Here is a 3,182-nt window from a genome sequence, read left to right on the forward strand (position 1 = left end):
TCGGCTGGAATTGTCCATTCCTTCACTTCATTATTACGATTGTTATAAAGATACATTTTGCTAGAGATCGTTTCACGCTCATCATCTTCTAGATGCTTGTATTTTTCAATCATATATAAGAAATAATTTTCATTTTGTACTTTATTATATTCATTAAATATACGAATGCTGGCCTGTCCTATCTCTTCTGACTCTATTTTTGCAAGTATCGAGTCATGTTCTAATTCCTTTTTGTTTTCATCAACCGTATATATGTGCAACTCTTCCTCACCATTGAGATGGCTTGTTGCTAATATTTTTATTTTTCCATTTTCTACATAGACATCTTCCTCATTGATCCAGTCATAGCTTACTTGGACTGGCGCATTGATTTCAAATGACGCACTTTCATTTGTATGTTTATCAAGTATATCGATTTGAATAGTTAAAAGATTCTCTCGGCGCTCTTTTTGACCACCATTTGGTAAAATTACGTAAATCAGACGGTCTTCGTCTTCAAAATACTGACCAGGATTAAATTCTTTTCCACGCATAAAATGACGGTGTTCTTGAATATACTTTTGAAACATCAAAGGTATATTTCGTCCTTTCAACTCTCCAATAAAAGACCCGCTCTGATTAGTCGAACCATCTTTTGATATATGCAACCTACGATAAATATCACCACTATGATAACTCGCTTGAAGGATAAGATTGTCGATTTCTCCCTTATTTCCGCTAGTAGTTTCAATTTTAAAGGATACACCCTTTGCCATTGCCTGTTGAATATAGTAAGAACCGATTGTCGTCACGATGATTAAACTAATCAATATCGTTTTCCAATATTTTTTCATAGTCATTCCCCTTTAGACCCTGATTTTATATTTTAACAAATGATTCGCGATCCAAATGGCACTCCCTAATACGATGATGCTCATTACTAGTACCATTAGAAAGACTTCAAGTGAGTAAAAATAGCCACTAGAAAATTCATTCAAGAAGATTGGCGCAAAAAAGACTCCGAACGAAAGCATTCCATAAACGATTGCGAAAAAAATACCTTTTAAACCGTAACTTCGTTCAATTAAAATGGCCGTGAATAGAACTGCTACAAAGATTAGCCCGACTCCATAAATCAGGATAAATTCTGTAAAGGTATTCGGATACAGCCAGCCCCACATTTCTAAACTATAATTACCAAAATTATCATAAAATGAAAAATGCGATTGTAAATCTGTTGGTATCATACTATTAACAATTTGCATTTCGATCGGGATTAACAATATTTGCAAGGTAACTAATCCAAGTACAAAAACCATAATAGTCGTCAATTTTGCGAAATAAATAGTAATTCTTTCAGTTGGCAACATTAATAATCTGTAAATAAACGTGTTTTTTCCAAACCAATCTCGATACCAAATAAAGAAAACATAAATCATCAATATGGCGATGCTAAAAAAGATTGGCATCAGAAACCAACCAGACTCAATGAAACGATGAAAAGGAAAAACCCCGTATCCCTTAATATATTGGCCCATTGATAGTTGATTTTTATACATCACCTGATCTGCGTCATTCATATATGCTTTTGACACGACAATCGCCCCAATGAACTGACTGGAAATTATCAATCCTATTAAGGTTAGGTACAGTTTGAAAAATCGATTTACTTCGAAATTAAGAAGTTTTAAATAGTTTTTCATCCACGATACACCTCTCTCATGACATCAACTACTGATTTCCCTTCCTTTTCACGCACTTCCTCTACGCTAAATTCCTTTAATACTTCACCGTTATCAATAAGCACTGCTCTATCAATCAAGTGTTCAATATCACTAATTTCATGGGTTGTGAGAATCACACCACGATCTTCAATTAAATGGCTTGTAAACACTTCGGCAATCTGTTCACGGGAGAAAATATCAATACCAGAGAATGGTTCATCCATCAGTAAGTAATCCACATCCAGTGCCAAACCTAATATCATATTGACTTTAGCCATATTCCCCTTTGATAAATTGGCAATTCGTTCAGTAGGGTCTAGTTTAAAAAATTGCAACAACTTTTCTGCCCTTTGAGGATCCCAGTTTTTATAAAAATCCGCCATGAACGCAAAGGCATCACAAATTTTCATTTGCGGTAACATCGTAATCGTATCTGGAATAAAGGTAACTCTTTCAAAGCTTTCTTTCCGGATTTTTTCCCCATCAATCAAAATTTCACCGCTATTAATAGGCGTGAGCGCCATTATAGCTTTCATGATTGTCGTCTTTCCTACTCCGTTTATCCCAATTAAACAAGTAATTTCCCCTTTTTCAGCAGTAAATGAAAGACCTTTTAATACCTGTTTCCTGCCGTATTTTTTCTCGACATTTTTTACTTCGATCATTTCGATCCCTCCGCTTCTCCGCTATCGGCATCATGCTTTTTCTTCACTAGTTCCAACACTTCGGATAACGGCACATCGATGGATTTAATAGAACCTAAAAATAAGTCAACCGCATCGATAATCAATTCCTCACGGACACTTTTAAGGACCGCTTCATCTTTAGTAATGCAGCTCGGCATATTCCCCTCAGTAAAAATCAATCCTTGTTCCTCCATTTCCTTATAAGCTCGTTGTGCGGTATTTGGGTTAATCTTCAGCCGGTTGGCTAGTTCTCTTCTTGATGGAATCTCCTGACCAGGTTCAAAATACCCCTTGGCGATTTGCTCTTTAAAATGCCGGATAACTTGGACATACACTGGATCCCGATTATTAAACTTTACAGTCAATTAACTCAACTCCCAGAAAATCATATTTTCGTGTATTAATCACTTAATACAGTTTGTGCATAATGGTGGGCAAAGTACTTTAAAGAAGCACCCGATTTATTTTAAGCTAATCGGTCTTGGTGTATCAACACCTTAATACACCGTTCTTAAAAAAATGTAAAAGTGTATTAAGCACACAATACACCCTTCGTAATGTATTATAGGCTTAATACACTTTTTATGTCAACCAAATCCATGGAAATATTTCTCTATGTTTAAAAAGACAACCAGTTTTTATACCTATCTGCCATGAAAGTTTGAGTGGAAAAAGGCTCTACTCCTGATTGAAGTAAAAAAGAGCATGGGCTATCAGGTTTAGAAGATGCCAGAAAACATGCTTCAGGTCGCCCTTTAGATCGTGAATTAAGTTTAGAAGAAAAATACGTCCG

Annotated in this window: 4 protein-coding genes; all 4 read right to left on the reverse strand. The window is 35.6% G+C overall.

Annotated elements, in window-relative coordinates; translation table 11 throughout:
* Window positions 1-833, reverse strand: an 833-nt coding sequence (locus tag ACFXN8_RS25970; protein WP_386848269.1) for a hypothetical protein, incomplete at its 3' end; no start/stop codon positions are given.
* 12 nt (window positions 834-845) lie between these two features.
* A complete protein-coding gene (locus ACFXN8_RS25975; RefSeq protein ID WP_376078714.1) occupies window positions 846-1,682 on the reverse strand; it encodes a hypothetical protein in 837 nt (278 codons plus the stop codon).
* Complete coding sequence (locus ACFXN8_RS25980; RefSeq protein ID WP_386848270.1) at window positions 1,679-2,368, reverse strand: ABC transporter ATP-binding protein; 690 nt, start codon at window positions 2,366-2,368, stop codon at window positions 1,679-1,681. The genes ACFXN8_RS25975 and ACFXN8_RS25980 overlap by 4 nt, the downstream gene beginning before the upstream one ends.
* Window positions 2,365-2,754 carry a GntR family transcriptional regulator gene (locus ACFXN8_RS25985; protein ID WP_386848271.1) on the reverse strand — a complete coding sequence of 130 codons (390 nt, stop codon included), beginning with the start codon at window positions 2,752-2,754 and terminating at the stop codon, window positions 2,365-2,367. Before ACFXN8_RS25985 ends, ACFXN8_RS25980 begins: the two co-directional genes overlap by 4 nt.
* Between the last annotated feature and the right edge of the window lie 428 nt (window positions 2,755-3,182).

This window comes from Lysinibacillus sp. NPDC059133 (assembly GCF_042755925.1).
In the GTDB taxonomy this organism is placed as follows: Bacteria; Bacillota; Bacilli; order Bacillales_A; family Planococcaceae; genus Lysinibacillus.